We start from the raw sequence: 24,516 nt of genomic DNA, 5'->3' as shown, positions 1-24,516 counted from the left end.
AGGCGATATATTACTTACGAGCTGCCTTGAACGCTTCAGCCATTGCATTACTAATAACAGCATCTTCTTGCTTGTTAATAGTTGCCATAGCTTCTTTCTCATCTGCTTCATCTTTCGCTTTGATAGATAAGCTGATAGAACGATTCTTGCGATCTACGCCCATGAACTTAGATTCAACTTTGTCACCTACAGCGAATACTGTAGATGCGTCTTCGATACGCTCGCGAGAGATATCTGCAACGCGAAGGTAACCTTCAACAGTTTCAGCTAGTTCAATTGTAACGCCTTTAGCGTCAACAGCAGTAACTACACCATTTACAATAGTACCTTTCTTCTTATCTGCCAAGTAGGCATTGAAAGGATCGTCTTCAGTTTGCTTAACGCCTAAGCTGATACGCTCGCGCTCAGGATCAACTGAAAGTACTACTGCATGGATTTCGTCGCCTTTCTTGTACTCAGAAACAGCGTCTTCGCCAGTTCCGTTCCAAGAAATGTCAGAAAGGTGAACAAGACCATCGATGCCACCGTCAAGACCAATGAAGATACCGAAGTCAGTGATAGACTTGATCTTACCAGAAACTTTATCGCCCTTGTTGAAACGAGTAGCGAAATCATCCCATGGATTAGTCTTACATTGCTTAAGACCTAGAGAAATACGACGACGTTCTTCATCGATGTCTAATACTAGAACTTCAACTTCATCACCTAAGTTAACAACTTTAGATGGGTGAATGTTCTTATTAGTCCAATCCATTTCAGAAACGTGAACAAGACCTTCAACGCCTTCTTCGATTTCAACGAAACAACCGTAGTCAGTTAGGTTAGTTACGCGACCAGTTAAGCGTGTGCTTTCTGGGTAGCGCTTGCTGATTTCTAACCATGGATCTTCGCCAAGTTGCTTAAGACCTAGTGATACGCGTGTACGCTCACGGTCATACTTAAGAACTTTAACGTTGATTTCGTCACCAACATTAACGATTTCAGATGGGTGCTTAACGCGCTTCCAAGCCATATCAGTGATATGTAGAAGACCGTCAACGCCACCTAAGTCTACGAATGCACCGTAGTCAGTAAGGTTCTTAACGATACCTTTAACTGCTTGACCTTCTTGAAGGTTCTCAAGAAGAGCATCACGCTCGGCACTGCTTTCTGATTCGATAACAGCACGACGTGAAACAACAACGTTGTTACGCTTCTGGTCAAGTTTGATAACTTTGAATTCTAATTCTTTGTACTCTAGGTGAGCAGTATCGCGAACTGGGCGAACGTCTACTAGAGAACCTGGTAAGAAGGCACGGATACCGTTTAATTCAACAGTGAAACCACCTTTAACTTTACCATTGATGATACCGATTACAGTTTCAGCATCTTCATACGCTTTTTCTAGAACAATCCAAGCTTCGTGACGCTTAGCTTTTTCACGAGATAATTGAGTTTCACCGAAACCGTCTTCAACAGAGTCAAGTGCAACATCAACTTCATCGCCAACAGCGATTTCTAAAACACCTTGAGCGTTTTTGAATTCGTCAGCAGAGATAGGGCTTTCAGACTTAAGACCAGCGTCAACAAGTACAGTACCGTTTTCGATGCGTACTACTACGCCACGTACGATAGAACCAGGACGGAACTCAAGTTCATTTAGGGATTGTTCAAATAGATCAGCAAAAGATTCAGTCATTTTATGATTACTTTCTTTTATAAACCACCATCCATCCTAGATGTGGAGTCAATTAATTGATTTACATCTTCCGTGATATAAATGTTGTTTGATAAATTCTCAGAATTAAGAAATTACCTTAAGTTTTTATTGATGTGTTCAAGCACAAGCTCAAGCACTTCATTAATACCTATGCCACTAGTATCAATAACTAGCGCGTCATCTGCAGGCACTAAAGGTGAGACAGAGCGATTAATATCGCGCTCATCACGCTCAATGATTTCAGATAAAAGGCGATCGATATTAACATCGAAGCCTTTGTCCTGCAACTGTTTATAGCGTCGCTGCGCCCTTTCCTCTGCGGATGCAGTTAGGAATATTTTTGCGGGTGCGTTAGGAAAAACCACTGTTCCCATGTCACGCCCATCGGCGACTAAACCCGGTTCAGTACAAAAAGCGCGTTGTCGTCTCAGTAATGCTTCTCTTACGCGAGGTAAAGCAGCGATTTTAGATGCTGCATTACCACATTCTTGAGTTCGAATACTGGTTGAAACGTCTTCACCTTCTAAAATGACTTTTACAAGGTCACTGCCCGCTAAGAACTGCACGTCTAAATGAGAAGCAAGTAAGGTGATCGCCTCTTCATTTTCTAATTCAACATCGTGATGAATGGCTGCAAGGGCTAAAACACGATAGATAGCGCCGCTATCTAGTAAGTGCCATTCAAGTCGCTCAGCGACGAGTTGGCATATGGTCCCTTTTCCTGCACCGCTTGGTCCGTCGATTGTGACTACTGGAGCACGTTCAGACATAAATTCCTCCGAAAAAAACAATCTTCCATGAATATAAAAAGGTTCATCAAAATGAGCGGGCGGCATTGTACAACAATTTACAGCAAAATACTGGAGAAAATTTACGATATTCAATCAAGATCAAATGACGGCAGTATATTGACTGCCGTCATATTTAAGACTTAAACCAAGCGCTTTACTCACCGATACGTGCAAATTCAGTAAAATAGGCTGGGAAGGTTTTAGAGGTGCAATCTGGATCATTAATGGTAATACCGCAATCAGCAAAAGCCAGCATTGAAAAACACATCGCCATTCGGTGATCGTTGTAAGTGTCAATTGCTGCTGTATTTAAAACAGCTGGTGGCGTAACGGTAATATAGTCATGACCCTCGTCAACGGTTGCACCGACTTTACGTAATTCAGTGGCCATTGCTGCAAGACGATCGGTTTCTTTAATGCGCCAGTTGTAAATGTTTGTGATACGTGTGGTGCCTTCGGCAAATAATGCCGCAGTTGCAATGGTCATTGCCGCATCTGGAATGTGATTCATGTCTAAATCAACCGCGGTTAATTTTGCTTGGCGCGCGATAATAAAATCGTCGCCCCACTCGATGTCTGCGCCCATTTTTTCGAGTACATCAGCAAATTTAACATCGCCTTGAATACTGAGTTTACCGACACCGGTCACTTTGACTTCACCGCCTTGAATTGCGCCAGCAGCAAGAAAGTATGAAGCAGAGGATGCATCGCCTTCAACTAGCACTTTACCTGGGGAAACATATTTCTGACCTGTAGGTATTTCAAAACGGCGGTAGTCATGATTGATCACTTCAACACCAAAACGGGCCATTAGTGCGATAGTGATATCAATATATGGTTTAGACACTAACTCACCTTTAATGGTGATATTAACCGTGTCTTTGGTTAATGGCGCTACCATTAACAAAGCTGTGAGGAACTGACTGGATAAATCCCCCGCTATCTCAACATCACCGCCATTTAAACCATTGGCATTAATCGTCAGCGGTGGAAAACCATCATTTTTAAGATAGCTCACTTCAGCACCGAGTTGACGTAGTGCATCAACAAGATCGCCAATAGGACGCTCTTCCATACGTGGTTCGCCCGTTAAGGTGAACTCGCCACTGCCCAGTGTCAATGCCGCGCATAAAGGCCGCATTGCTGTCCCCGCATTACCTAAAAATAAGCTTTGCGCTTGTTCCGCCGTAATAGGCTTACCTAAGCCTTGTAGCTCACATACGGTGTTATTTTCAGATAATTGGTAATCAACGCCTAATTGCTTTAATGATGCCAACATATAGCGAATATCATCTGAATCAAGCAGATTTGTTAGCGTGGTTCTGCCTTTGGCTAAGGTTGCTAATAACAGCGCTCTATTCGAAATACTCTTAGAGCCAGGAATATTGACAACGCCATTTACTTTTTGGATCGGATCAAGACGCAATTGTTTCATTACAAGTTCTTCTTAAATGTCTTCTCCCTGCTACGGAAGAATAAATGTGTATGGGCTAAAGAGAAAATGACGTCTTTGTCAATTTATCTATACGAATTAGATGGTATAAACTTAATAAATTATTCTTGAATACAAATTTACTGATTGCAGCCAATGATTCAAGGGATAACTGAAATTAAATGACAGTTTTACGCTGAACTTGAATTATTTGCGTAAAAAAAGCGCAACTCGGCCATTTATATGACCCAAACAGCCAACTTCATTAAGCAAATAAATGACTTTTTTGGTAAAAGTGTAAACTTTAAACTAAGTAAAATCTTTATTTTAGGTAGTTTCTAGAAATAGCCATTTCAATCAGTATTTAAACCACGTTATGCTAAACAAAACCCTACTTTTATTTTTAATACTATAAGGTCAATGGCCATGTTTAACGCGTTAACTGCAATGCCTGCAGATCCCATTCTTGGTTTACTTACTCAGTACCGCCAAGACACTCACCCACAGAAGATTGACCTCGGGGTTGGTGTTTACAAAGACCCAATCGGCAATACGCCTATTCTTGATTGTGTAAAGACAGCAGAGCGACTGCGCACTGAGTCTGAAACGACTAAGGTTTATATTGGCCCTACTGGTTCTCCTCAGTTTAATACTTTGATGACAGAACTAGCATTTGGCGAAGCTCACAGTGCATTAATTGCTGACCGTATCCGAACGGTATCAACGCCTGGTGGCACAGGTGCCCTGCGCGTTGCTGCTGAATTTATTAAAAGCTGTAATCCTAATGCCGTGTTATGGGTGAGCGATCCAACCTGGGCTAACCATACTGGCTTATTTGAAGCCGCAGGCATCACTGTAAAAACTTACCCATATTATGATTACGATGCGAAAACTCTAAAATTTGATGAAATGAAAGCGGCATTAAATAAGATCGGTAGTAACGATGTGGTACTACTACATGCATGTTGTCATAACCCAAGCGGCATGGATTTAACCAATGCCCAGTGGGATGAAGTCATCAGCATTACCGCTAAGCAAGGTTTTACCCCATTAATTGATATGGCATATCAAGGGTTTGGTGATGGCGTTGATGAAGATGCTTACGGCGTTCGTCAAATGGCCGCTCAAGTTGAAGAAATGATCTTATGTAGTTCATGTTCTAAAAACTTTGGTTTATACCGTGAACGAATTGGTGCTTGTAGCATTATGGCTAAAGATAGCACTAAGGCGAATATTGCTTTTTCTGTACTCTTGTATGTAGTGCGTTGTATTTACTCAATGCCGCCAGCTCATGGCGCTGCCCTTGTTGAAACCATTTTAGGTGACGCACAATTAAAGCAGCAATGGTTAGATGAGTTAACCGTTATGCGCAACCGCATTAATGGCAATCGACAAATGTTGGTCAACAAATTAATAGAACAAGGGGTTAAACAAGATTTCAGCTTTATTGCTAACCAAAAAGGCATGTTCTCTTTCTTAGGGATTAATGCTGAGCAAGTTGAAACCCTTAAAAAAGAACATAGCATTTATATGGTCGGCTCAAGCCGTATGAGTATTGCGGGTATAAGCGAAACAAATGTTGATTACCTTGCAAAATCAATCGCAATAATTCTTTAACTATCAGGTTGTAAGCCAATAATTGCGTTAAAAAAGCGAATAATGACTGCTCATTATTCGCTTTTTATTCTGTAGAACTAAAGCTCAACAATGTAACTTGGTATCGCTTTAGCTATGCTGCTTAGCAAAAGCTTGCATAAAGTCAACCAGCGCCTGCACACCCGCTAACGGCATAGCATTGTAAATACTGGCACGCATGCCGCCTACTACTCTATGACCTTTTAAGGCGACCAAGCCTGCTTGCTCAGCTTGGGCTAAAAACTCACTATCTAAGCTACTATCGCTTAATTGGAATGTCACATTCATCCGTGAACGGTTTTGCTTACAAACACCGTTGGTATAAAACGGGTTGTTATCAATACAGTCATACAGCATTTGCGCTTTTTGCTGATTTAATGCTTCCATTGCAGCTACGCCGCCTACTGTTGTTAACCAGTCAAACACTTCGGCAGCTAAGTACCAGGCGAACGTGGGTGGCGTATTGAACATCGAGTCATTGGCTTGTGCGATACGGTAATCCATAATCGATGACTGCGGCAAACTGGGTAGCTGCAACATATCATCTCTGACAATCACGATAGACAAGCCTGAAGGGCCGATATTTTTTTGAGCGCCAGCGTAAATCAAACCATACTTACTGACATCGATTTTTCGCGACATAATGGTTGAAGACAAATCAACCACGACTGGCCAAGGACACTCAATTTCATCAAAAATTTCGATGCCATCAACGGTTTCATTGGCGCAAAAGTGCAAATAACGATAATCGTCACAATGCGCGCTAAAGTCAGGCAGCACCACCTGATTTAAACCATCGATATTTTCAATGATATTGACTTGATCAATGTTGTTTTCACCAACCAGTTTTATCGCTTCTTTTACCGCAGCCGTTGACCATTGGCCATTAACTAAATACAAGGCTTTACCGTTGTCACCTAAGAAATTATTAACAACATTGGTAAATTGACCTCGTCCGCCGCCATGCATAAACAAAACGTGATAGTTTTTTGGAATATCCATCAAGGTACGTAAGGTTTTCTCGGCATGTTGGGTTAACGCCATAAACTCTTTACTACGATGACTAATTTCCATTACGGACACACCCAAGCCATTCCAGTTAATTAATTCTTGCTGCGCTTTTTGCATCACAGCTTGAGGTAACATGGCAGGTCCAGCACAGAAATTATAAATAGCGCTCACAGCATTGTCCTTATATCGTTTTTAGTTAACACATTCATAATGTATCGAATTCTCAGCAGTATATCGCAACTGTTTGGCAGCTAAAATGAAAATTAATCATCAATGCTGATTCTGTCGAGCTTTATTGCTAGTTAATGACAATAAACGACAACGCTATTTTAAAAACTAAGTGCTATTTATCACTAGTAAAGTGAGAAAAATTACACAACAATAGTCATACTAAAGCATTAGGTTATAGTCTCTTTGGAGATTGGCCTTGTGTCAGTGTTAACTAGAATAATAAATACCGTAACGCGGTCATGGATATTTACATGTTTTCAAAATCGGCTTTTATCGTAGGCACGCTTTCTTTAGCAATAAGCACTGTCCTTGTCAGTAAGCCAACACATGCTTCAATTTATAACGGCGTATCTGATAAATTTAAGCAAAAATTTCATCAGCAACTTAAAAAGAACAAAGTCCCGGGCGGTGCGTTTGTTATTGTCGAAGGCGACAAGATTCTAAAGCTCAGTTATTACGGTAAACGCAGCAAAGGTAGCGCTTTAAATGTAAATGCCAATACGGTGTTTCGACTTGCATCTGTATCTAAAACCTTTGCAGGTACTCTGGCCAGTATGTTAGTCCAGGAAAATAAACTTGACTGGCAACAACCGATAAATGCTTATCTTCCAAGCTTTGTATTAGCTGATCCTAAAGCCAGTCAGAAAATTAACCTAGGCCATATTATCGGTCAAAGCACAGGCTTAATGCCAAATAGCTACGATAACTTAGTCAATGCCAATGTAAGCAAGGATAAAATTCTAAATAAGTTTTCAGAAATAACCCCAATGTGCAGGCCTGGCGTTTGCTATAGCTACCAGAATGTAGCCTTTTCATTTATCGAATCTGCCATTGAGCAAAAAAGTGGCCTAAGCTACGAGAACTACATTGAAAAACGCATCTTTAAGCCACTAGAGATGAATAACGCCTCAACAGGCTATACAGCATTTATGGCGGAAAAAAATCGCGCAGAGCCACACATTAAGACTAAATCAGGCTTTAAAAAAGTATCAGTAAAACCAAACTACTATGAACTGGCTCCAGCGGCAGGCGTCAATGCGAGCATTACTGATATGTCCAAGTGGTTAATCGCCAACTTAGGCGAGAAACCTGCTGTACTTTCAAGCGCTGTGATTAATGATGTGACGACGCCAGGCGTTAAAACAACCAAGGAGCTTCGCCGCCGAGATTGGCGTACCTACCTTGATAATGCTTATTACGGCAAAGGATGGCGGGTATATGAGTTTGAAGGCCGGCCATTAATTTATCACGCTGGTTGGGTAGCGGGTTATGTTGCTGAAATTTCCTATTCTCCCGAGCTGAATATCGGCATGGTAATGCTATTGAATGGTGAGTCGAGAGTTATTGCTAAATTGAGTTCTGCTTTTTGGCATGATGTATTTAAACAGCAAAACTAATTCGGACGTCATTATCATCTATAAATGACAAGCAATAAAAAAGGATGCCAATTGGCATCCTTTTTTGTCACTAGAATAACTTATTCGTCATCTTGTGCAGGTGTATCTGTTGCAGGGTTTTCAGCATCAGAAGTAGTTGCAACTACTTCGCCTTCTACTGTTTGACCTTCTGCTTCAGCATCAAGTTCAGATTCATCCATTTGAATTTCTTCGATACGCTGCAAGCCAACGACTTTCTCATCTTCTGCAGTGCGGATAATCGTTACGCCTTGGGTGTTACGACCAATCAACGACACGCCAGCAGATGGTGTACGAACCAAGGTGCCTTTATCACTAATTAGCATGATTTCGTCAGTTTCAGTAACTTGAACTGCGCCTACTACAGCACCATTACGTTCACTTACTTTGATTGAAACCACACCTTTAGTGCCACGGCTCTTAGCTGGATATTCAGCTAAATCAGTACGTTTACCATAACCGTTTTCAGTGACAGTTAGAATATCACCTTCTACTTTCGGAATGATCATCGAAACAACTTTCTGACCATCTTCAAGTTTGATACCACGAACACCTGTTGCTGTACGGCCCATTGGACGAATCGCAATCATGTCTTCACCAGTTTCAGGATCTTTCTTCACTTCACCGGTTTCTGAATCACGTACTTTTTCGTTAAAGCGAACCACTTTACCTTCGTTTGAGAACAACATGATGTCGTTGCTACCGTCAGTAATATCAACACCAATTAGTTGATCGTCGTCTTTAAGGTTAACGGCAATAATACCGTTCGCACGTGGGTTACTGTAAGCCGTTAATGCGGTTTTCTTCACGGTGCCGTGAGCGGTAGCCATAACAATATATTTGTCATCTGCATATTCACGAACAGGTAGAATTGCAGTAATACGCTCACCATCTGACAATGGTAATAAGTTAATGATTGGGCGACCACGAGCGGTACGGCTTGCCAGTGGTAGTTGATAAACTTTCAACCAATACATTTTACCAAAATCAGAGAAACATAAAATCGTATCATGGGTATTGGCAACTAATAGTTTTTCGACGAAATCTTCATCTTTTACTTTAGTAGCAGCTTTACCTTTACCACCGCGGCGCTGAGCTTGATAGTCAGTTAACGGTTGGTACTTGGCGTAACCCATATGAGAAAGTGTTACGACTACATCTTCTTCATTGATTAAGTCTTCTAGACTCATATCAACTTCGTTTTGGTTAATAACAGTACGACGTGGGTCGCCGTATTGCTCAAGCATTTCTTCTAATTCTTCTTTGATCACTTCCATCAAGCGCTCAGGACTACGAAGAATGAATAATAAGCTTGCAATGAACTCAAGTAACTCTTCGTATTCTGAAAGAATCTTCTCGTGCTCTAAACCTGTTAGGCGATGTAAACGTAGCTCAAGAATAGCTTGTGCTTGTTGCTCAGTCAGGAAGTACTTGCCTTCACGGATACCATACTCTGGCTCTAACCATTCAGGTCGAGCAGCATCATCACCGGCTTTTTCAAGCATGCCTTGAACGTTACCAAGATCCCAACCTTGTGCCACTAATTTTACTTTCGCTTCCGCAGGGGTTGGCGATTCTTTAATTAGTGCAATGATTGGATCGATGTTAGCTAATGCAATAGCCAATGCTTCAAGAATATGAGCACGTTCACGGGCTTTACGTAATTCAAATACAGTACGGCGCGTCACCACTTCACGACGGTGAAGAATGAAGCACTCTAGCATTTCTTTCAGGTTAAACAGTTTAGGCTGACCATTGGTCAATGCCACCATGTTAATACCAAAAGAACATTGCATTTGAGTTTGCGCATATAAGTTGTTTAAAACAACTTCACCGACTTCGCCACGTTTGATCTCGATAACGATGCGCATACCGTCTTTATCAGATTCATCACGTAGACCAGTAATACCTTCAATCTTTTTATCTTTAACAAGCTCAGCAATCTTTTCGATCAAGCGGGCTTTGTTAACCTGATATGGGATTTCAGTAACAATAATACGCTCACGGCCATTATTGTCTTCAATTTCAGCTTTTGAGCGCATAATCGCACGGCCACGACCGGTCTTATACGCGTCAATGATTCCTTTACGACCATTAATGCTGGCTGCTGTCGGGAAATCAGGACCTGGGATGTAATCCATTAATTGCTCAATAGATAACTCAGGTTCTTCAATTAATGCTAAACAGCCTTTAATCACTTCTGAAATGTTATGTGGCGGGATATTTGTTGCCATACCAACCGCAATACCAGACGAACCATTAATTAATAATGTTGGTACACGAGTAGGTAAAACCGCTGGGATAAATTCAGTACCATCATAGTTAGGTACAAAATCTACGGTTTCTTTTTCTAAGTCAGCTAATAAAGAATGTGCCAACTTACGCATACGAATTTCGGTATAACGCATCGCCGCTGCTGAATCGCCATCAACAGAACCAAAGTTACCTTGGCCGTCAACGAGCGTGTAACGCATTGAGAATGGTTGTGCCATACGAACAATCGTATCGTACACGGCCGTGTCACCATGTGGGTGATATTTACCAATTACGTCACCAACAACACGAGCTGATTTTTTATAAGGCTTATTGAAGTCGTTTTTCAACTCGTTCATGGCAAATAACACACGACGGTGAACAGGTTTTAACCCATCACGAACGTCAGGTAATGCACGACCTACGATTACACTCATTGCATAATCTAAATATGAATTCTTTAGTTCGTCTTCGATGTTAATTGGCGAAATTGATGATGCCAGATCAGTCATAAACTGCTCGTTCCCCTAAAATTAGCGCACAATAATTATTCCATTTTATTGTGTAGCTCAAAAACGTGATTTGGCATTCTAACACAGATATTTAAAGAGGCTAGACCCTAGAACAAGGAAATATTAACGCGAGGATAAAAGCTGTCAAAAAATCTTTAAATTCAACAATCTCTATTACATTATTTGCGTATTTCATTTTGATAAATTGCCCCATAAAAAACTGATGTCGTTTTTATGGGCAGACATTGAGCAATATTCCGTCAACCAAAGTGAAATCTTGCTTCATCTCACTATGTTTATTCAATCCAATGGTTATAATACCTGCAATAAATACTAATAATTAATGGGTTCTCGACATGTCTAACCAAGAACAAACCACGCCGCAAAATGTAGATCATCAAGAAATAGAAAAATTTGCCCAAATGGCCCAGTCTTGGTGGGATCCTAATGGCAGTTTCAAGCCTTTGCATCAACTTAACCCATTACGCCTTAATTATATCGATCAAACCAGTGGTGGTATTTTTGGTAAGCAAGTATTAGATATCGGTTGTGGTGGTGGTATTTTGTCAGAAAGCATGGCTAAAATTGGTGCCAATGTAACAGGTTTAGACATGGGTGAAGCGCAAATTGAAGTGGCTAAACTGCATGCATTAGAAACTGGCATCGATATCCAATATCAAACCATGACCGCAGAAGAACATGCACAGCAACATCAAGGCTATTATGATGTGGTCACATGCATGGAGATGTTAGAGCACGTCCCTGACCCATTATCAGTGATTAAAGCATGCTGCGATATGATTAAACCTAACGGTTATGTGTTCTTTTCAACCATTAACCGTAACCTGATGTCATATATTCAAGCAATTGTTGGCGCTGAATATGTTTTAAAGATGCTGCCAGTTGGCACGCATGACCACAGTAAGTTCATTAAACCGTCTGAGTTAATCAATTTGGTTGACCAAACAGAGCTTCATTGCCGTGATGCTCTTGGGATAAGCTTTAACCCTTTAACGGGTGTATATAAGTACACGAATAAAGTTGACGTTAATTATATGATCGCCACCCAAAAAGCTGATTAGTATCACATCGTCATCTTTAATAGCCAGCCATAAATAGTAGAACAATATTAAAGTAGTAATACTGCAGTGAATCAGTGACATTACTACTTTAATCCTTCACTTAATTCATAATCGGATTAAGTAATCGCTAATAACTTCAGCACGCTTAGGATAACTATGAACAAGATTAAAGGTGTACTCTTTGATTTAGACGGTACATTAGCTGATACAGCCCCAGATCTTGTCCATGCATTAAATTTAAGTTTGCAAGAGCGCGGTATCGCTAGTAAAAGTATTGATAACTTACGCTATGCTGCCTCCCATGGTAGTTTGGCGCTTGTAAAAGCCGGTATACCTGAGCTTTCCCATGAGTTACAAATCGAAGTTCAGCAAGCTTTGTTAGTGCATTACCAACGGGTCAATGGTGAAAAAGCATCATTATTTAGCGGTTTTGATGATTTTCTGTTGTTATTAGAGCAACGTGACATCCCTTATGGTGTTGTTACTAATAAACAAGCCCGTTTTACTCGGCCATTGGTTAAGGCCTTAAACATCGAGCACAAACTCACTGCGATTATCAGTGGTGACTCCACCCAGCACTCCAAACCACATACCGCGCCAATGTTACTTGCTGCCCAGCAAATTAATTGCCTGCCACAGGACATCCTATATATAGGTGATGCTGAAAGGGATTTAATTGCCGCCCGTAATGCTGGGATGAAAGGCGCTATCGCATTATGGGGTTATTTGTCAGAGCAAGATAAACCCAATGAATGGCCGAGTGATTTTCAGTTCAGCAAGGTTGCCGACTTACATCAGGCTTTCCTTAACAAATCTTAAATATAAATAGCAAATAATTTTGTTAACAAAACAATCGATCGCCGAATATTGTAGCGATCGAGCTCACGTTTTTTTTCGGCTAAATATTAATCTTAACCAACAAAATATCGTGTATTTTGACCTAGCAGGTTAGCCTTCACTAACATTGGCCACTATACATAAGATATCCACAACTTATTCACTAAATTGCTGCTTGCAAATCGCCCCAAACCTCACTATCTTGTATGTAAGTTTTAATTAAACACCATATCTTGTGTGTGACATCAGAACAAGACACAAGGCTTTTTCTGCTTTGGGTCTTCAAATAACACTCGTATTTCTTGGATATATTACGTTGTTAGTGCTTATGGATGATCAACTTACAAGGGACCGTATTGTGATTTAATGGCGATCGTAAACGAGACGATTAAAAAAGATCCAAAATTTAAATCACGCAAACTATTTTACAATCAAGGCTTTTTTAATGAACAGCAATATGACAGTCACAAAACGCAGTGGCGAACGCGAAACAATCGATTTAGACAAAATTCATCGCGTTATCGAGTGGGCAGCTAAAGGATTGAAAAACGTTTCAGTCTCAGAAGTTGAATTACGTTCTCATCTACAATTCTTTGACGGTATTCCAACTGAAGCAATCCACGAAACCATTATTAAAGCAGCAGCAGACTTAATCTCACCAGAAGCGCCTGATTATCAATTCCTCGCTGCAAGACTTGCTGTTTTTCATTTACGTAAAAAAGCTTTTGGCCAATTTGAGCCACCGAAGTTAGTTGATCAAGTCACTCGCTTGGTTGAACTTGGCAAATACGATAAGCATATTTTAGAAGATTACACGTCAGAAGAATTAACCATTTTAGATGGTTATATTGACCACTGGCGCGATATGAACTTTTCTTATGCTGCAGTTAAACAGCTTGAAGGCAAATACCTAGTTCAAAACCGCGTCACTAACGAAATTTATGAAAGTGCTCAGTTCCTGTATATTTTAGTGGCAGCTTGTTTATTTGCGCGTTACCCAAAAGACACCCGTTTAGATTACATCAAACGTTTTTATGACGCGGCTTCAACATTTAAGATTTCTTTACCAACCCCAATTATGGCAGGTGTACGTACTCCGACACGTCAATTTAGCTCATGTGTATTAATTGAATGTGACGACAGCCTTGACTCTATCAATGCGACCGCATCTTCAATTGTAAAATACGTTAGTCAACGCGCAGGTATTGGGATCAATGCCGGTCGTATCCGTGCATTAGGTAGCCCTATTCGCGGTGGTGAAGCATTCCATACCGGTTGCTTACCATTTTACAAATACTTTCAAACAGCGGTTAAATCGTGCTCTCAAGGCGGCGTACGTGGTGGTGCAGCTACCCTATTCTACCCGTTATGGCATTTAGAAGTTGAATCGTTACTGGTACTTAAAAATAACCGTGGTGTTGAAGACAACCGTGTTCGCCATCTTGATTACGGTGTACAGCTAAACAAATTGATGTACCAACGTTTAATCAAAGGTCAAAACATCAGCCTATTCAGCCCATCTGATGTGCCAGGTTTATACGACGCTTTCTTCGCTGATCAAGACGAATTTGAACGTCTATACCTTCAGTATGAAGCTGACTTAAGCATTCGTCGTAAAGAGATTAAAGCAGTTGAATTATTTTCATTGATGATGCAAGAGCGTGCATCAACAGGCCGAATCTACATTCAAAATGTTGATCACTGCAATACTCACAGCCCATTTGATCCGCAAGTTGCGCCAATTAAGCAATCAAACCTTTGTTTAGAAATCGCCTTGCCAACTAAACCGTTGAAGAATATTGATGATCCAAATGGTGAGATTGCCCTTTGTACATTATCAGCATTAAACCTTGGTGCTATCAAAGATTTATCAGAGCTAGAACCATTAGCTGACTTAGCAGTACGTGCATTAGATAACTTGCTTGATTATCAAGATTACCCAATCATTTCAGCGCAACTTGGTTCTATGAATCGTCGTACTCTAGGCATAGGTGTGATTAACTTCGCTAATTACCTTGCTAAGAATGGCATGAAATATTCTGATGGCTCAGGTAATAACTTGACCCATAAAACCTTTGAAGCAATTCAATTTTACTTATTGAAAGCATCAAACAATTTAGCAAAAGAGCAAGGCGCATGTCCTTTGTTCAATGAAACAACGTACGCTCAAGGTATTTTACCCATTGATACCTATAAACGTGACTTGGATAAAATTTGTGACGAGCCATTACACATGGATTGGGAAGGTTTACGTGCCGATATTAAACAGCACGGCCTGCGTAACTCCACTCTTTCGGCATTAATGCCGTCTGAAACATCATCGCAAATTTCTAATGCAACCAATGGCATTGAACCACCACGTGGCCTGATCAGTGTTAAAGCCAGTAAAGATGGTCAATTAAAGCAAGTTGTACCTGACTTTGATGAACTTAAAGATAAGTATGAATTACTTTGGAATATGCCAAATAATGAGGGTTACTTACAGTTAGTCGGTTTGATGCAGAAGTTTGTGGACCAAGCAATCTCATCAAATACCAATTACGACCCGACACGATTTGATAATCAAAAAGTGCCTATGCAAACCTTACTGAAAGATTTGCTCACCGCTTATAAGCTTGGGGTTAAGACCCTTTACTATCACAACACCCGTGATGGTGCATCGGATCAGTTTGATGACATCACTGTCGTTGAAAAAGAAGACGATGGTTGTGCAAGCGGCGCTTGTAAGATTTAATCACTAATTAGCATATCAACGCGGGGAGTTTTCCCCGCTTTTTTGGGATATAAAAATGGCTTACTCTACTTTCTGTCAAACTCCGAACAACCCAATGTATGAACCTATGTTCATGGGACAACCCGTTAACGTTGCACGTTACGATCAACAAAAATATGAAGTGTTCGAAAAGTTAATTGAAAAACAATTATCCTTTTTCTGGCGTCCGGAAGAAGTAGATGTAAGTAAAGATAAAATCGATTATCAAAGTTTACCTGAGCATGAAAAGCATATTTTTATCTCAAACCTCAAATACCAAACCTTACTTGATTCAATTCAAGGCCGCTCACCAAACGTAGCATTATTGCCATTAGTGTCGTTACCTGAGCTTGAAACTTGGATTGAAACTTGGTCTTTCTCTGAAACTATTCACTCTCGTTCATATACCCATATTATTCGTAATATTGTTAATGATCCTTCAGTAGTTTTTGATGACATCGTCGTCAACCAAGAAATCTTAAAACGGGCCGGTGATATCGCTCAATATTATGATGACTTGATTGAATTAACCCAAGTGATGAATCTACACGGACAAGGCACGCACCTCATCAACGGTAAAGAAATTACCGTTAATAGCCGTATTCTTAAAAAATCATTGTATTTATGCATGATGTCAGTCAACGCATTAGAAGCAATTCGTTTTTATGTTAGCTTTGCATGTTCATTTGCTTTTGCTGAACGTAACTTAATGGAAGGCAATGCAAAAATTATTCGTTTGATTGCCCGTGATGAAGCATTACACCTTAATAGTACTCAGCATATTTTAAATATTATGCAAGGTGGAAAAGACGATCCTGAAATGGGTGAAATTGCGGCTGAATGTGAGCAAGAAGCCTATGACATCTTTTATAAAGCTGCAGAACAAGAAAAGCAGTGGGCACAGTACTTATTTAAAGACGGTTCAATGATTGGCTTAAATGAACAGATTTTATGTCAGTACGTTGAATATATTACTAACCAGCGCATGAAAGCGGTTAATTTAAAACAGCCTTATGCTGAGCAAACTAATCCACTTCCTTGGATGAAAAACTGGCTTGAAAGTGATGCGGTACAAGTTGCCCCACAAGAAGTAGAAGTCTCTTCTTACTTAGTAGGACAAATTGATTCAGCTGTTGATAGCGATGAGTTTTTAGATTTTGACCTATAATAGACATTTAAAAAAAGCCCCCATTGTTAGCTTAAATGGGGAACCTGTGTTGCTGTTTAATCAACAGCAACACACGCTTTTAGAAGTATTAGAAATAAAAAAAGTCAACGTCTTCTCTGAATGTCGACGTGGTTTTTGTGGTGCCTGTAAAACCAAAATCATTAGTGGTAAGGTGAGCTATATCACTGAGCCACTTGTTGAGTTAGAAGCTGATGAATGCCTGCCATGTTGCTGCGTACCCGATAGCAATATTGATTTAGATCTCACCACAGATGAACCCAGTAATATTTACGTTCAACAACGCAGACATCTATTAGTGACTATGTAATATCACTAATTAACGCTAAGTCATGACCTGACTTTTAGTAATAGCATCTTTGATAGACATAAAAATTGAATTATATTCTTTCTTTTTTAGCTGCGATGAACATTTTTTCCACCTCACCAAACATCCAGTTCATTATGTGTCCCGCACCTTTATCCCGTCGCTTCACTAATCCCATTTCAATGGTGAGTGAATCCGATATGTGATAACAGCTTAACTCAATTATCTCGCCTGTATACCAATCTGAATGGGCAATATGCTCCGGTACTAAGGCCCAACCTAAACCACGGGCAACGAGAGAAGTAATATAATAATAGCTGTCCACGTGCCAACAATTAGCTGAAATAGGTTTACCTGTGGTTTCTAAGTCACAAATAACAAATTGTTTATACATGTTTAACTGTGAAATATTTGGCACTGGTATTGACGCTAACGGATGTTTCGGTGCAACAATTAGAGATTGATGAAAACTATCAATGGTAAAGAACTCTAAACTGTCACTCAGTTGTTCACCCAAGAACAAAATACCTAAATCAGCCTTTCCTATTTCAACCCACTGTGCAATATCGTCTCGGGTTCCATTTAAGATAGTCAGTTTTAATAATGGAAATTGGTGAGCGGTTTTATCAAAGAAATCTTCGAAAATAGAGATAGGTACAGCTTCGTCAATAGCGATTGTTAGCGACAATTCATCATCAGTCATTACCGACATAGCTCTAGCGTTTAAACGCTCACATTGTGCTATAACGGCATTGGCTTCAATATACATTTGTTCGCCCTGCTCTGTCAGCACAGGTAAACGCCCAGATCTATCAAATAATTTAAAACCTAAATCAATTTCCAAGTTAGCTATAGCACTGCTTATCCTTGACTGCGCTTTTCCTAAAGAACGGGCAGCAGCAGAAAATGAACCTAAATTCACGGCAGTAACAAATGCTTGTAATTGCTCTATAGACCAATTCATATTCATACTCTTAATTGAATCATTAACAATCTATCCGTTAAGCGGATAGTAACCAACTTTAGTCTATCTTATATGGTGCGATAATGATGCTTCATTCTCAACAAGCCTTAAAAAAATGTCGTTAATCATATCTCAAAAAGTTAACCCTAATAATGTGAAGCAACATTATTGGAAATATGCCATTCCATCGATTAGCGCAATGCTAGTCAGTGGCTTATATCAAATCATCGACGGTATCTTCGTTGGCCATTACATTGGTTTCGAGGGGCTTGCTGGGATCAACCTCGCTTGGCCAATTATCAGCGGTATTATTGGTGTTGGCATGATGATAGGCATGGGTGCAGGCAGCTTATTATCGATCAGCCGTGGCGAGAATAACCCTATAAAATCAAAACGCATTTTAAATAATGCCATCGCCCTGCTCATTGGCTTTAGCATAATGGCTGCGCTGTTCATTCAATTTTTTGCTAAAGACTTATTGTTATTACAAAAAGCTGAAGGTGAGAACTTATCTATGGCAATGGCCTATATAGACGTTTTTGTTTATGGCGCATTTTTTACAACCGCGGCTACTGCAATACCACTGTTAATTCGTAATGATGAAAACCCGGCTATCGCGACACAACTTATGGTGCTAGGTGCCTGTGTAAATATCATATTGGATTACCTGCTGATTGTCCTTTACCCAATGGGCTTGCATGGTGCTGCGTTGGCTACCATGATTTCTCAAACCTTAGTCGTGATATTTGGCGGCTGTTATTTTATGTCGAGTAAATCGAATACTAAATTACAATTTTCTTTGAATGTCATTAAGGTTAAGACTATGGGTTCTATAATGGCATTGGGCTTATCCAGTTTGTTTATGTTCATGTATTTTAGCTTTATTATTGCCTTACATAACTACTCATTCATGGTTTACGGCTCGGCTGTGCATGTCGCCGCCTTCGCGATTATCGGCTATATCGCCACAATGTTTTATCTCATAGCAGAAGGGATTGCTGGGGGTATGCAGCCACCGGTAAGTTATTATTACGGCAAAAAACAAATAGCCAACATCAAAACAACGGTGATTCTTGCGACAAAAGTCGTTTGTATTTTCGCACTGTTATTGGTTGTAGTATTAAACTTGTTTCCTAGCAATGTGCTGCAGCTGTTCAGTCATGGCGATGGCGCATTAATGGCTGAAGCTTTAATCGGAATTCGATTACATCTGTTTGCGTTAATCTTGGACGGTATTATCTTTGTGGCCACAGTGTATTTTATGGCCGTTAATCAAGGCCGTAAATCCTTAACCATTTCGATAAGTAATATGCTGATCCAACTTCCATTTTTGATGCTTTTGCCGTTGATGATTGGGGTCAATGGTATTTGGCTGGCTGTGCCTCTTTCCAATATAAGCTTATGTCTTTTACTGATGCCGATGGTATTTAATGAACTAAAACGCATTAAAAAGATCGACGAACAACACCAGCCTGTAGCGGTAGTACACCAAAGTCCCCAAACAACGAGTGTGCACGCGTAAGCGCTGTGCAAATATACAAAAGGACTGCAAATGCAGTCCTTTTTAGTTTATTCGATTGTAGACTGTAGGCCTAAATCATTAAGGGCTTAACCGTAGGTGTAACTTGCACCAAGGCCTAATGGGAAACCAATTGACCAATAGATCAATAACCAAGCGCTCCAAATAGACAACAATGCCAAGCTAAATGGCAGCATCATAGAAATTAACGTACCAATGCCTATGCCTTTCACATAACGTTGACAGTAAACTACCACCAACGGGAAGTATGGCATCAATGGGGTAATGATATTAGAGCTTGAATCGCCCACTCGGTAAGCGGCTTGGGATAAATCTGGGCTAATATTGAGCTGCATCAACATAGGAACCAGTACCGGCCCAATCAGTGCCCATTTAGCCGACGATGAACCAACGAATAGGTTAACGAAACCAACTAAAATTACCATGCCAATAACGGTAACTTCAGCAGGCAAGTTCATGGCTTTTAAGCCGCCTGCGCCTTCTACCGCAATTAACGCACCAAGGTTTGACGCTGAAAATGCAGCGACAAACTGGGCACAGAAAAACGCCATTACAATATAGTGCGCCATGCCACTCATTGATTTTGACATCGCCTGCACCACATCGGCTGAACTTTTAAAGGTGCCAGTCATAAAGCCATAAACCAAACCTGGCAATACAAAGAAGATAAAGATTAACGGCACAATTGATTGCATCAATGGCGCACTAAAACTGGTTAACGAACCACTAGCATCGCGTAAGGTTGATGTTTCAGGAATAGTTAATGAGAAAAAGCCAACTATCGCGGCCAACATCACCGCCGATGCCACTCTAAATGCGTTTAACTCTTTTGAAGTAACCTCTTCCATTGCTGGTAAATCAACTTCTTCACGCTTTACTTTATGGCTACGATTAAGTCTTGGCTCAAGAATTTTATCGGTTAAATACCAAATTGTTAAGGTAATTGGGATACATGATGAAGCCGCAAAGAACCAATTATTGAGTGGGTTGACTTGAATATCAGGATCGACAATTTGCGCCGCCGACTGCGTAAAGCTTTGTAGTAATGGGTCGATACCAGAAGGAATAAAGTTGGCGCAGAAACCACCTGATACACCGGCAAATGCCGCGGCAATACCCGCTAGTGGATGACGACCTACGGTATAAAATATTACCCCAGCAAGTGGGATAACCACCACGTAACCTGCATCTGTTGCGGTATGAGAAATAATCCCCACTAACACAACCGCTGGTGTTAAAAATTTAGCGGGAGTGATTTTAAGCATTTGCTTCAGCGCGGTATTGATAAAACCCGATTGCTCTGCAACGCCGACACCTAACATGGCAACAAGGACCACCCCTAATGGGGCAAACGCGGTAAAGGTAGACACCATAGAGGTTAAAAAGTGCGTTAATGCTTCAGCGCTAAGCAAATTATTAACCACGATTGGACTATCGGTTCTTGGATCAATTGCCTCAAAACTTACCCCAGACAATAAAGCTGAAATTCCCCATACTGCAAACATCAAAATTAAGAATAGCATTGCAGGATCTGGTAATTTATTACCCACTCGCTCAATACCATCTAATGCTCTTCCTAAAAAGCCGGGTGCTTTTTCTGAAGACTCACTTGTAGTTGTCATTTTAGCCCTACCTTCATTGATACCTTAATCCATTAGCAAAGCATAAATGCCATCAACATTTATCGCTAGTGGATAGAGGTTATATCTATTTTTGAATTTTTGTATTTTTCAGTTTATTAAACCAACCTTTAAGCAAACTTAAAAAAAGAGCCACAATGCTTATAAAAAAAGCATCAAACACAATATTCAGAACTTTATTCCGCAGTTTAGATATATTGACAATTACAGCACTACTAAAAAAAAACAGACAAACCCAAGGTGGCAATATAACAAACAACCCATTAACATCAGTAACTTGCGGTAATTTTATTATAAAAACACTCATCACTCAGGGTCTAAATCTGTTAACCTTTAATAAAAATAGTTACTATAAAATGAGTTGTTGAGGGCACATGAGTCAATCAAAAGACAAATACAGTATTAATAATACTGACTACGAAGTGGGACAAGATAATATCCAGAAATGGGGTTTTGATATCCACAATCCTGTTTTTGGTATCAGTGCAGGCTTAATCGCTGTTTTTCTAATTGCATTACTTTCAGTCGATGCAAGCACTGCAAAAGCAGCACTCGATGGCGTTAAATGGAAAATAATCAATAATTTTGATGTGCTTTTCATGTGGTCTGCAAACTTTTTCTTACTATTTTGTATCGCCTTAATTATTTCTCCCTTTAGAAAAATCCGCCTTGGTGGCAATGACGCAGTACCCGAATATTCCATATTTTCATGGATGGCGATGCTATTTGCAGCAGGAATGGGCATTGGGCTGATGTTTTGGGGCTTAGCAGAACCTGCAGCTCATTATACTGGTTGGTTTGAAACGCCCGGTGGTGTCGAGCCATTTACTGATGAAGCCATTAAAGCTTCTCTAGGTGCTACCATGTTCCATTGGGGTCTACACCCATGGGCAATATATGCGGTAGTAGCATTATCAATGGCCTTCTTCACATTCAATAAAGGCTTACCCCTGTCTATGCGCTCTGCGTTCTACCCTATTTTAGGTGATAGAACTTGGGGTTGGTTTGGTCATATCATTGATATATTGGCAGTGCTTGCCACTCTGTTTGGTTTAGCAACATCACTAGGCTTGGGCGCTCAACAAGCTGCCAGTGGTATAAGTCATGTATTTTGGATCAGTAATGGCATTTCAACTCAACTTATTATTGTTGCATTTGTTACTTCATTAGCCATATTTTCAGTGATTCGCGGTATGCACGGCGGCGTTAAAGTTCTCAGCAATATTAATTTACTGGCAGCTTTTGCTTTATTGTTATTTATCATAATAATGACTTTTTCCGTCACTCTGACCTATTTACCGATTACTATCATGGGCTATATTGAAAATATTATTCCATTAAGCAATCCACATGGTCGAGAAGACGAAGCTTGGATGCATGGCTGGACAGTATTTTACTGGGCGTGGTGGATATCTTGGTCACCATGTGTGGGGATGTTTATTGCACGTATTTCTCGCGGTAGAACAGTAAAAGAATTCCTACTTGGCGTACTATTGATACCAACAGCGATTACTATTTTTTGGATGGCAACATTTGGCGGCAATGCTATTGATCAAATCATCAATCAAGTCGGTGAATTAGGTGCCAATGGGCTAACAGATATCACGCTAGCGTTATTTCAGGCTTTTGACGTAATGCCAATGACTTCGATAATTTCGATTCTTTCAATCATATTGATCATGGTGTTCTTTATTACTTCATCTGACTCGGCTTCACTGGTCATAGACAGTATTACATCCGGTGGTAAGATTGATGCACCAGTGCCACAACGTATCTTTTGGGCAACCACAGAAGGCGCTATTGCAGCGGTATTATTGTATGTTGGTGGTACAGAAGCGATACAAGCCCTTCAAGCGGGCGCTATATCCACAGGACTCCCTTTCACCATTATCTTACTGACAATGTGTGTAAGCTTAACAATGGGTTTGAAATCGGAAATGGATATTAACCAGAAAAACTACGCTAAGTAATAATTGTAGTTCTAATTAAAATTCCATTAAGTAGAATATAAAACCAGCAAAATACTATTAAAAATAGATTTGCTGGTTTTTTTTGCATTAAGGCTGACTATTATTTCACCGGTTAAGGTTTTTCGACATTAACGCCTTTACTACTTGCTCGAGTAATAAAAAACTTCATTGATACATCGCCAGTATTAAATATGCCGTGTAAGTCCCAGGGGGAAACATACAATACATCGCCAGTTTTTGCAGGTGTTTCTACGCCGTTTAACGTCCAAATACCCGAGCCTTCTACAATGTATAAATACTCCTCTTCAGCATGTTGGTGAGGCGGATGAATTTCGTTGTTGAACGAAGCCGCTGTGCGGCAGAAAAGATAAAAGCTCACCTTTATTCTCCCATCTTAAATACTTACTAGACCCTGCCTACCTTGGCAGTTATCTAGGAGTATCACTATGAACACTCACGAGCAACAACGCTTTGATTTCCTTTATGAACAACATCTTACCAACTTAACACTGCAAGGCAAGCGGCCTGCGACCATCGATGCCTACAGCCGCGCCGTTAGGCGTATTAGTGCTTATTTCGACACTTGTCCTGATAACCTTTCAACTAATGACCTAAAGCGCTACTTTTCCAGTTTGATTGATTCACATTCATGGAGCACCGTGAAACTCGACCGTAATGGGCTACAGTTTTTCTATCGACATGTGCTTAATCAACACTGGGAGTGGCTTAATATTGTTAAGCCACCACAAGTCCAAAGACTGCCTGATATTCTTACCCCTGCTGAAGTTTCTATCGTCATTAGCCTTACCCATAAGCTGCGATATCAAGTGTGTTTTCTCGCCTTATACAGTATGGGGTTGCGCCTCGGTGAAGCCATTTCACTACAGGTTGGCGATATCGATTCACAGATGATGCAGGTGCACATTCGCAATGCTAAAGGTGGTAAAGACAGACTGGTTCCCTTGCCACAACGTACCCTGTTAGCGCTGCGATATTACTGGCAAACGCATCGCCACCCACGGCTGATTTTTCCAGGAAAAGATGGCAAACCTGATTCATTGATAGATAAAGGCGGCATTCAAAAAGCCTTAAAACGGGTTATCCGTGAGTGCAATATTTATAAGTCCATCAGCCCACATAACCTGCGTCACAGCTACGCCACTCATCTGTTAGAGCAAGGGCTAGATTTGCGCTCAGTGCAAACTTTGCTCGGTCACAACAGCCTTAATACCACCGCCCGTTATACCCGCCCACCACTA

At 40.5% G+C, this 24,516-nt stretch carries 18 protein-coding genes; 10 read left to right on the top strand and 8 right to left on the bottom strand.

The window, feature by feature from the left end:
- Positions 1–10: 10 nt before the first annotated feature.
- The 3 genes from rpsA to aroA all read right to left on the bottom strand — a co-directional run bounded on the left by rpsA (position 11) and on the right by aroA (position 3,925).
- Positions 11–1,699, bottom strand: a complete 1,689-nt coding sequence (gene rpsA, locus Q4533_RS13790) for a 30S ribosomal protein S1 (protein WP_277869102.1) — start codon at positions 1,697–1,699, stop codon at positions 11–13.
- A 92-nt stretch (positions 1,700–1,791) separates the two neighbouring features.
- Positions 1,792–2,469: a (d)CMP kinase gene (gene cmk / locus Q4533_RS13785; protein WP_102439823.1), complete on the bottom strand. Its 678-nt coding sequence runs from the start codon at positions 2,467–2,469 to the stop codon at positions 1,792–1,794.
- 175 nt (positions 2,470–2,644) lie between these two features.
- Positions 2,645–3,925, bottom strand: coding sequence for a 3-phosphoshikimate 1-carboxyvinyltransferase (gene aroA, locus Q4533_RS13780; protein WP_303502937.1), 1,281 nt, complete (start codon positions 3,923–3,925; stop codon positions 2,645–2,647).
- 423 nt (positions 3,926–4,348) lie between these two features.
- Between aroA and Q4533_RS13775 the strand changes: the two genes are divergently transcribed.
- Positions 4,349–5,539 (top strand): amino acid aminotransferase, encoded by a 1,191-nt coding sequence (locus Q4533_RS13775; RefSeq protein WP_102476832.1) that lies wholly within the window; start codon positions 4,349–4,351, stop codon positions 5,537–5,539.
- 108 nt (positions 5,540–5,647) lie between these two features.
- Here Q4533_RS13775 and serC read toward each other — a convergent pair whose 3' ends face one another.
- Positions 5,648–6,739, bottom strand: coding sequence for a 3-phosphoserine/phosphohydroxythreonine transaminase (gene serC / locus Q4533_RS13770; RefSeq protein ID WP_303502936.1), 1,092 nt, complete (start codon positions 6,737–6,739; stop codon positions 5,648–5,650).
- 311 nt (positions 6,740–7,050) lie between these two features.
- Here serC and Q4533_RS13765 point away from each other — a divergent pair, with 311 nt between their 5' ends.
- Positions 7,051–8,196: a serine hydrolase gene (locus tag Q4533_RS13765; RefSeq protein WP_102476835.1), complete on the top strand. Its 1,146-nt coding sequence runs from the start codon at positions 7,051–7,053 to the stop codon at positions 8,194–8,196.
- 80 nt (positions 8,197–8,276) lie between these two features.
- On the opposite strand, the gene gyrA is transcribed toward Q4533_RS13765, so the two are convergent.
- A complete protein-coding gene (gyrA, locus tag Q4533_RS13760; RefSeq protein WP_102439818.1) occupies positions 8,277–10,979 on the bottom strand; it encodes a DNA gyrase subunit A in 2,703 nt (900 codons plus the stop codon).
- A 356-nt stretch (positions 10,980–11,335) separates the two neighbouring features.
- Between gyrA and ubiG the strand changes: the two genes are divergently transcribed.
- The 5 genes from ubiG (at position 11,336) to yfaE (ending at position 17,146) form a co-directional block, all read left to right on the top strand.
- Positions 11,336–12,061 carry a bifunctional 2-polyprenyl-6-hydroxyphenol methylase/3-demethylubiquinol 3-O-methyltransferase UbiG gene (gene ubiG / locus Q4533_RS13755; protein ID WP_102439817.1) on the top strand — a complete coding sequence of 242 codons (726 nt, stop codon included), beginning with the start codon at positions 11,336–11,338 and terminating at the stop codon, positions 12,059–12,061.
- A gap of 150 nt (positions 12,062–12,211) precedes the next feature.
- Positions 12,212–12,880: an HAD family hydrolase gene (locus Q4533_RS13750; protein WP_102439816.1), complete on the top strand. Its 669-nt coding sequence runs from the start codon at positions 12,212–12,214 to the stop codon at positions 12,878–12,880.
- A 463-nt stretch (positions 12,881–13,343) separates the two neighbouring features.
- Positions 13,344–15,632 carry a class 1a ribonucleoside-diphosphate reductase subunit alpha gene (gene nrdA, locus Q4533_RS13745; protein ID WP_303412699.1) on the top strand — a complete coding sequence of 763 codons (2,289 nt, stop codon included), beginning with the start codon at positions 13,344–13,346 and terminating at the stop codon, positions 15,630–15,632.
- A gap of 55 nt (positions 15,633–15,687) precedes the next feature.
- On the top strand, positions 15,688–16,818 hold the full coding sequence (gene nrdB / locus Q4533_RS13740) for a class Ia ribonucleoside-diphosphate reductase subunit beta (protein ID WP_102439814.1): 1,131 nt from the start codon (positions 15,688–15,690) through the stop codon (positions 16,816–16,818).
- Complete coding sequence (gene yfaE, locus Q4533_RS13735) at positions 16,808–17,146, top strand: class I ribonucleotide reductase maintenance protein YfaE (RefSeq protein ID WP_303502935.1); 339 nt, start codon at positions 16,808–16,810, stop codon at positions 17,144–17,146. The genes nrdB and yfaE overlap by 11 nt, the downstream gene beginning before the upstream one ends.
- A 70-nt stretch (positions 17,147–17,216) precedes the next feature.
- On the opposite strand, the gene Q4533_RS13730 is transcribed toward yfaE, so the two are convergent.
- Positions 17,217–18,107, bottom strand: a complete 891-nt coding sequence (locus Q4533_RS13730) for a LysR family transcriptional regulator (protein WP_102439812.1) — start codon at positions 18,105–18,107, stop codon at positions 17,217–17,219.
- 115 nt (positions 18,108–18,222) lie between these two features.
- Here Q4533_RS13730 and Q4533_RS13725 point away from each other — a divergent pair, with 115 nt between their 5' ends.
- Positions 18,223–19,629: an MATE family efflux transporter gene (locus Q4533_RS13725; RefSeq protein ID WP_303502934.1), complete on the top strand. Its 1,407-nt coding sequence runs from the start codon at positions 18,223–18,225 to the stop codon at positions 19,627–19,629.
- 86 nt (positions 19,630–19,715) lie between these two features.
- Here the strand turns inward: Q4533_RS13725 and Q4533_RS13720 are convergent, their stop codons facing one another.
- On the bottom strand, positions 19,716–21,269 hold the full coding sequence (locus Q4533_RS13720) for an AbgT family transporter (protein WP_303502933.1): 1,554 nt from the start codon (positions 21,267–21,269) through the stop codon (positions 19,716–19,718).
- Between the two features lie 392 nt (positions 21,270–21,661).
- Between Q4533_RS13720 and Q4533_RS13715 the strand changes: the two genes are divergently transcribed.
- On the top strand, positions 21,662–23,257 hold the full coding sequence (locus Q4533_RS13715; protein WP_303502932.1) for a BCCT family transporter: 1,596 nt from the start codon (positions 21,662–21,664) through the stop codon (positions 23,255–23,257).
- Positions 23,258–23,369: 112 nt separating this feature from the next.
- Here the strand turns inward: Q4533_RS13715 and Q4533_RS13710 are convergent, their stop codons facing one another.
- Entirely contained in the window at positions 23,370–23,636 is a 267-nt protein-coding gene (locus Q4533_RS13710; protein ID WP_303502931.1) for a cupin domain-containing protein, read from the bottom strand.
- Positions 23,637–23,703: 67 nt separating this feature from the next.
- Here Q4533_RS13710 and Q4533_RS13705 point away from each other — a divergent pair.
- The coding region (locus tag Q4533_RS13705; RefSeq protein ID WP_303502930.1) for a site-specific integrase at positions 23,704–24,516 on the top strand (813 nt) is incomplete at its 3' end.

This window comes from Shewanella sp. 6_MG-2023 (genome assembly GCF_030547195.1).
Taxonomy (GTDB): Bacteria; Pseudomonadota; Gammaproteobacteria; order Enterobacterales; family Shewanellaceae; genus Shewanella.
The sequence above is the reverse complement of the archived record's forward strand: the minus strand, read 5'-3'. Positions and strand labels throughout refer to the sequence as shown.

Bases quoted from the DNA above. Each gene is read 5' to 3' on its own strand.
- nrdA (WP_303412699.1), top strand. From the start codon at position 13,344: ATGAACAGCAATATGACAGTCACAAAACGCAGTGGCGAACGCGAAACA.
- aroA (WP_303502937.1), bottom strand. From the start codon at position 3,925: ATGAAACAATTGCGTCTTGATCCGATCCAAAAAGTAAATGGCGTTGTC.
- gyrA (WP_102439818.1), bottom strand. From the start codon at position 10,979: ATGACTGATCTGGCATCATCAATTTCGCCAATTAACATCGAAGACGAA.
- Q4533_RS13715 (WP_303502932.1), top strand. From the start codon at position 21,662: ATGAGTCAATCAAAAGACAAATACAGTATTAATAATACTGACTACGAA.
- Q4533_RS13720 (WP_303502933.1), bottom strand. From the start codon at position 21,269: ATGACAACTACAAGTGAGTCTTCAGAAAAAGCACCCGGCTTTTTAGGA.
- Q4533_RS13775 (WP_102476832.1), top strand. From the start codon at position 4,349: ATGTTTAACGCGTTAACTGCAATGCCTGCAGATCCCATTCTTGGTTTA.
- ubiG (WP_102439817.1), top strand. From the start codon at position 11,336: ATGTCTAACCAAGAACAAACCACGCCGCAAAATGTAGATCATCAAGAA.
- Q4533_RS13765 (WP_102476835.1), top strand. From the start codon at position 7,051: ATGTTTTCAAAATCGGCTTTTATCGTAGGCACGCTTTCTTTAGCAATA.
- nrdB (WP_102439814.1), top strand. From the start codon at position 15,688: ATGGCTTACTCTACTTTCTGTCAAACTCCGAACAACCCAATGTATGAA.
- cmk (WP_102439823.1), bottom strand. From the start codon at position 2,469: ATGTCTGAACGTGCTCCAGTAGTCACAATCGACGGACCAAGCGGTGCA.
- Q4533_RS13730 (WP_102439812.1), bottom strand. From the start codon at position 18,107: ATGAATTGGTCTATAGAGCAATTACAAGCATTTGTTACTGCCGTGAAT.
- Q4533_RS13725 (WP_303502934.1), top strand. From the start codon at position 18,223: ATGTCGTTAATCATATCTCAAAAAGTTAACCCTAATAATGTGAAGCAA.